The organism is Spirillospora sp. NPDC052242 (assembly GCF_040679555.1).
GTDB lineage: Bacteria > Actinomycetota > Actinomycetes > Streptosporangiales > Streptosporangiaceae > Spirillospora.
The window spans coordinates 21446-28034 of sequence record NZ_JBFAUZ010000080.1 but is presented as its reverse complement, the minus strand read 5'-3'; the positions used below and the strand labels follow the sequence as shown (position 1 = coordinate 28034).

Below are 6589 nucleotides of genomic sequence, written 5' to 3'. Positions count from 1 at the left end.
AAGACCCGGCCCCACCGGAGGGGCCGGGACTTCGCGTTCGGTCACGCCGTCGTCGCGCGGCCGCGCCCCCGGGCGCGTCGCGCGGGGCGGCGGTCAGGCGTCCGACTTGCCGACGGCGCCGTCCGCGTCGGAGTCGTGGCCCGTCGCCACCGTGGCCTTGGCGACCGCGTCGGTAGCGCTGACCGTGGTGTTCTCCGGGAAGTGGCAGGCGGCCTGGTGGCCGGGACTGAGCTCCACCAGCGGCGGCTCGACCTGCTTGCAAATGTCCTGCGCCTTCCAGCAGCGGGTGTGGAAGCGGCAGGCGGGCGGCGGGTCCAGCGGGCTGGGCACGTCGCCCTGCAGCCGGATCCGCTTGCGGTCCCCGCGCTTGGACGGGTCGGGGATCGGCACCGCCGACAGCAGCGCGTTGGTGTACGGGTGCATCGGCCGCTCGTACAGGTCGTCGCGGTCCGCGACCTCGACGATCTTGCCGAGGTACATGACGGCGACCCGGTCGGAGATGTGCCGCACCACCGACAGGTCGTGCGCGATCACCACGTAGGTGAGGTCGAGTTCGTCCTGCAGGTCCTCGAGCAGGTTGACGACCTGGGCCTGCACCGACACGTCCAGCGCCGACACCGGCTCGTCCGCGATGATCATCTTGGGCTTGAGGGCGAGGGTGCGGGCGATCCCGATGCGCTGCCGCTGGCCGCCGGAGAACTCGTGCGGGTAGCGGTTGTAGTGCTCGGGGTTGAGGCCGACGAGTTCCAGGATCTCCTGGACGGCCTTCTTGACGCCCTGCTCGGTGCTGATGTTCTGCAGCCGGAACGGCGCCCCGACGATCGAGCCGACCGTCTTGCGCGGGTTCAGCGACGAGTACGGGTCCTGGAAGATCATCTGGAGGTCGCGGCGGAGCGGCCGCAGCCGCCCCTGCGACATCTTGGTGATGTCCTGCCCCTCGAAGGTGATCTTGCCGAAGCTGGGGTCCAGCAACCGCATGATCATCCGGCCGGTGGTGGACTTGCCGCAGCCCGACTCCCCCACCAGCCCGAGCGTCTCGCCCTTGCGGACCGAGAACGACACGCCGTCGACGGCCTTGACCGCCCCGACCTGCCGGCGCAGCAGCCCCGCCGTGACCGGGAAGTGCTTGCCGAGCCCCTCGACGTCCAGCAGCACCTCGCCGTCGCGCCGCTTCGGCGCGTCCTCGCGGGGCTTCTCCGCGGACGCCGGGACGCCCCCGTCGCCGGCCGTCGCCGCGCTCTTGCCCCCCGGAACCTCGTCGCCCGGGGCCTTGCCCTTGGAAGTGCTCACAGTCTCGTTCCCCGTGCTCGTCACAGCTTCGGCCGGATCTCGTCGGTCCAGAGCTCCCGGCGCTTCGCGGCGGGCAGGTGGCACGCCGCCCGGTGACCGGGCCGCACCTCCACCAGCTCGGGCCGCTCGGCCGTGCTCTTGCCGTCGGTCTGGTCACTGTAGGGGCAGCGCGGATTGAACGCGCACCCCTGCGGGACGTTGATCAGGCTGGGCGGCGACCCGGTGATCGGCATCAGCCGCTCCGAGCGCTCCCGGTCCAGCCGCGGCATGGAACCGAGCAGCCCCCACGTGTAGGGGTGCATGGGGTTGTGGAACGCGTCGTCCACCGACGCGTACTCGACGCAGCGGCCGCCGTACATCACCAGGATGTCGTCCGACAGCTCGGCGACCACCCCCAGATCGTGGGTGATCATGATGACGGCGGAGTTGAACTCCTGCTGCAGGTCCTGGATGAGGTCGAGGATCTGCGCCTGGACGGTCACGTCGAGCGCCGTCGTGGGCTCGTCGGCGATCAGCAGTTCCGGGTCGCACGACAGCGCCATCGCGATCATCGCGCGCTGCCGCATGCCGCCGGAGAACTGGTGCGGGTAGTCGTCGACCCGCTTGTCGGGCTTGGGGATCCCGACCCGGCCCAGCATGTCGATCGCGTGCTTGCGCGCGACCTGCTTGGACACGTCGTTGTGGACCCGGTACGCCTCGACGATCTGCTGCCCCACCGTGTAGAAGGGGTGCATCGACGACAGCGGGTCCTGGAAGATCATCGCCATCTTGCGGCCGCGGAGGCGGCGGACCTCGTTCTGCGAGGAGCCGACCAGCTCGGTGCCGTCCAGCCAGATCTCGCCGGACACGTCCGCGTTGCGGCGGTTGTGCAGCCCGAGGATGCCGAGGCTGGTGACGCTCTTGCCCGACCCGGACTCCCCCACGATGCCGAGGGTGCGGCCCTGCTCGAGCGTGAACGACAGGCCGTCCACGGACTTGACGACGCCGTCGTCCGTCGGGAAGTGGATCTTGAGGTCGCGGACCTCGAGGAACGCCTCGGGAGCACCGTCCGCGGCGGCGGCCGCCTTACGGGCGGGCTCGCCGGTCGCCTTGTCCGCGGCGGCGGGCGTCTTCTCGGTCATCAGCCCAGCCTCACTCTCGGGTCGACGATGGCGTAGAGGAGGTCGACGATCAGGTTGATCACGACGATGGAGGTGGCGGTCACCAGCGTGACCCCGAGGACCATCGGCAGGTCGCTGCTGTTGATCGAGCTGATGGCGAGCTGCCCCAGCCCGTGGATGCCGAAGGTGTTCTCGGTCAGCACCGCGCCGCCGAGCAGCAGCCCGAGGTCCAGCCCGAACACCGTCATGATCGGGGTGAGGGTGGCGCGGAGCGCGTGCCTGGTGACGACCGTCTTCTCCGGCAGCCCCTTGGCGCGGGCCGTGCGGATGTAGTCCTCGTTCATCGTCTCCAGCATGCCCGCCCTGGTGAGCCGCGCGTACATCGCGGCGTACAGGAACGCGAGCGTCACCCATGGCAGCACCAGCGACTGGAACCACGCCACCGGGTCATCGGTGAAAGGCCGGTAGCTGCCGCCGCCCGGGAAGATCTCCAGGGAGTAGGAGAACAGGGCGAGCGACACCAGTCCGGTGAAGTAGATGGGCAGCGACACGCCCGCGAGCGCGATCACCATCGCGCCGCGGTCCCACTTGGAGCCGCGCCGCAGCGCCGACACGACGCCGGTGGTGATCCCGACGGCCAGCCAGACGATCGCCGCGCCGATCGCCAGCGACAGCGTCGCCGGCGCCCGGTCGAGCAGCGTCGGCAGCACCTGCTGGCTGGAGTTGAACGAATACCCGAGACAGGGCGCGGAGCAGTGCTCGCTGGTCGGCCCGAGATCGAGTTCCTTGCCGGCGACGACCCCCTTCAGGAAGTCCGCGTACTGGACCACGATCGGCTCGTCCAGCTTCAGGCGCTCCTTGGTGTCCTGGATCGCCTGCGCGCTCGGGGCCTTGCCGACGTACGCGGCCGCGAGCTGGTCGGTGGTCTGACCCGCCAGCTTCGGCAGACCGAAGAAGATGCCGAAGGTCACCAGCGTGACCACCAGCAGCATGATGACGGCCCCGATGAGGCGCCGGATGATGTATGCGAACACTATGCGCGGCCCGGCCCGCCGGCCGGGCGGACCTGTGGGCCCGGTCCCGGCCGGCGGACGTCGCCTTCACCTGCCTTCGGATGAATCGGCGAGCGAGCGGTAGGTCACTCCACGCCCATGTTGAGGTAGTCGTACATGCCGCCGTAGCCGCCGGTGATGCCGACGTTCGTGACGTTCGCCGGGCGGTAGAGCAGCGCCTTCGCGTAGATCAGCGGGACGATGCTGGCGTTCTCCATCACCATCTTGTCGACCTCACCGTAGATCTTGGTGCGGGCGGCCTTGTCGGTGTTGGAGATGGCGTTGTCGAGCGCCTCGTTGATCTTCGAGTCGTCCAGTTCGGACAGGTTCGTGCCGCCGGACGGCTTGATCGCCGAGCCGTGCACGATCTGCTGCAGGAACCCGTAGCCGGTCGGCCAGTCCGGGGCCCACGCCATCAGGATCATGCCGATGCCGTGCTCGTGGACGTAGTCCGGCACGCCGACGAACTTGTTGAAGTAGTCACCGGCCGGGTACTGCACGATGCTGGCGTTGATGCCGACCTTCTTCAGCGCCTGCTGGATGGCCTGCGCCATCGCGACTTCCTTGTCCCGGTCCGAACGGGCCGAGATCTTGGTGCTGAAGCCGTTCGGCTGGCCGCACTCCTGCAGCTCCTGCTTGGCCTTGGCGATGGTGGCCTGGTCGAGACCGCCGCCCTCGGCCTGCTGCTGCGGGTACAGGTCGAACTTCTGGTACGACTCGAGGTTCGTCGGCTGCACCGTGGTGGCGACGTCGCCGCCGGCGAGCGGGCCTCCGTAGGCGGTCTGCGCGGCGACCTTGTCCGTCGCGTACTGCACGGCGCGGCGGCAGTGGACGTTGTCCAGCGGCTTGACGTGCTGGTTCAGCGCCATGTACCGCAGGTAACCCTGGACCGGGTTGTCGACGTACGGCTTCTGGTCGGCCGCGAGCACCTTCGGCTGCGCGGCCGCCTGGACGCCGACGCCGGCGATGTCCATCTCCAGGTCGCCGCTGAGCAGGCGCTGGTCGATGTCGTCGCCGTTCTGCTTCAGCTCAACCGTGATCTTGTCCGGCAGCGCCTTGCGGATCGGGTCGGTGTTCTTGTCCCAGTGCGGGTTGCGGGACAGCGTCATCTGCTTGCCGCGCTGGTAACTGTCGACCTTGTACGGGCCGGAGGAGACGATCGCGGTCTCGTACTTCAGGCCGGTGTCCTTGGCCTTCGGCACCGGCATGGTCTGCGACATCGCGACCAGGTAGTCGAACTCCGAGAACGGCTCGTTCAGGTTGAAGACGATCGTCTGGTCGTCCGGGGTCTCGATGGACTCCAGGCCCTGCTCGGAGTCGTCATCGTAGGGGCCCTTGTACGGCTCCTCGTTGTCGACCAGGTACTGCTTGAAGTACTTCGGCCCGAGCTGCAGCTCCTTGGAGAAGTTGCTGCGCTCGACGGCGTACTTGACGTCCTTGGACGTCACCGTGGTGCCGTCGCTGAACTTCACGCCGGTGCGGATCTTGTACGTCCAGGTCTTGCTGCCGTTGCTGGGCGTGCCCAGGCCGGTGGCGAGGTCCGGGATGACCTCCAGGCTCTCCTTGCCGGCGGCCGGCTTGAACGTCGTCAGCGCACGGCCGTACAGGCGGGAGAAGTTCTGCGCGAAGGCGTAGTACTGGTTGCCCGGGTCCGGGGAGTCCCAGTCGTCGGAGCTGGCGAGGCGGAGCGTGCCGCCCTTCTTGTCCGAGACGTTGGCGACCTCGTTCACGGCGGCGTTGAAGCCGGGGCCTTCCCCCGAGCCGTCGGAGTCGCCGCCGCCGCAGGCCGCGAGGGCCCCGGCCGCGAGCACCCCGGCCGCGAGGGCCGAGATCGATCTCATCAGTTTCATGTGCAGGCGCACCCCTTCACTTAGACGGGTCGGATAACCCGAGGTCACTTGGCCCGGGGGTCGAGAGCGTCCCGCAGCCCGTCACCGAACAGGTTGAAGGCGAGGACGGTGATGAAGATGGCCATGCCCGGGATGATCATGTACATCGGGGCGGTCGCGTAGAGCGGGACGGCCAGGGTGAGCATGCCGCCCCACGAGGGGGTCGGCGGGATGACGCCCACGCCGAGGAACGACAGGGCGGCCTCGAAGAGGATGTTCGTCGGGATCAGCAGCGTGGAGTACACCAGGATCGGCGCGACGAGGTTCGGCAGGACCTCCTTGAACAGGATGTAGCCGTTGCGCGCCCCCATGCTGCGGGCGGCGTCGACGAACTCGCGCTCCCGCAGCGACAGCGTCTGCCCGCGGACGATCCGGCCGATGTACGGCCAGTTGAAGAAGCCGATGACGAAGACGAGGACCGACACCCGCAGCCCGTTGCCGCTCAGCCCGAACGAGCCGTCGGTGACGACGCCGACCAGGGCGATCGCGAACAGCAGCAGCGGGAAGGCCAGGAAGGCGTCCATCGCGCGGCTGATGAGGTAGTCGACCCAGCCGCCGAAGTAACCGGCGGTGATGCCGAGGATGGTGCCGAGGATCACCGACAGCAGCGTCGCCAGGAACGACACCAGCAGGGAGATCCGGGCGCCGTACACGATCCGCGCGAGCATGTCGCGGCCGGTGCCGGGCTCGACGCCCAGCAAGTGCTCCGCGCTGATGCCCGAATGCCAGATGCCGTCCTTGGGACGGCTGTAGGTCGGGTCGATCAGGTTCTGGTGGTACGCGAGCGGGTCCTGGACGAAGAACGGCCCGAAGATCGCGATGAGGATCAGCAGGATGACCACGCCGCCGCCGGTGAGCGCGACCTTGTCCCGCTTGAGGCGCATCCACGCGATCTGGCCGAGGGACCGGCCCTGGATCTTCTTGCCCTGCATGCCCTCCAGGACCGATTCGGGCTGCGCCTCGCTGTCGGAACCGGTCACCTCGATGGGTGCGGCCACGCTCTACCTCCTACCGTCCGGCCACTGGGTTCAGGCCATGTCGCCGGCGTGCGACCGGCGATCGCGGAGATCATCCGCAGCCCCCGTGCCCGTTACGCCGCGTTTGCTGAAGGGAAACGTAGTCCTTCGGGCACGACTGTCCATCCGTGAGGCGGGCTGCGCCAGTACCCGTATCTGACTTGTGATCTCGTCGTCATCTCGGGCACACGTGTCATACGCAACTCGCCGGACAAATCGCCCGAATAGTACGGCCACCGTCA

The 6589-nt window shown here is 68.5% G+C and carries 5 protein-coding genes; all 5 read right to left on the bottom strand.

Annotated elements, in window-relative coordinates:
- Positions 1–93: 93 nt before the first annotated feature.
- The 5 genes from AB0L25_RS39255 to AB0L25_RS39235 all read right to left on the bottom strand — a co-directional run bounded on the left by AB0L25_RS39255 (position 94) and on the right by AB0L25_RS39235 (position 6329).
- Positions 94–1155, bottom strand: a complete 1062-nt coding sequence (locus AB0L25_RS39255) for an ABC transporter ATP-binding protein (RefSeq protein ID WP_500178523.1) — start codon at positions 1153–1155, stop codon at positions 94–96.
- Positions 1156–1310: 155 nt separating this feature from the next.
- The gene (locus AB0L25_RS39250; protein WP_500178519.1) at positions 1311–2411 is read right to left on the bottom strand and encodes an ABC transporter ATP-binding protein; all 1101 of its coding nucleotides are present in this window, start codon (positions 2409–2411) and stop codon (positions 1311–1313) included.
- A complete protein-coding gene (locus tag AB0L25_RS39245; RefSeq protein WP_500178517.1) occupies positions 2411–3424 on the bottom strand; it encodes an ABC transporter permease in 1014 nt (337 codons plus the stop codon). The genes AB0L25_RS39250 and AB0L25_RS39245 overlap by 1 nt, the downstream gene beginning before the upstream one ends.
- Positions 3425–3528: 104 nt before the next feature.
- Complete coding sequence (locus AB0L25_RS39240) at positions 3529–5292, bottom strand: ABC transporter substrate-binding protein (RefSeq protein ID WP_500178516.1); 1764 nt, start codon at positions 5290–5292, stop codon at positions 3529–3531.
- A gap of 44 nt (positions 5293–5336) precedes the next feature.
- Positions 5337–6329: an ABC transporter permease gene (locus AB0L25_RS39235; RefSeq protein WP_500178514.1), complete on the bottom strand. Its 993-nt coding sequence runs from the start codon at positions 6327–6329 to the stop codon at positions 5337–5339.
- Positions 6330–6589 lie beyond the last annotated feature (260 nt).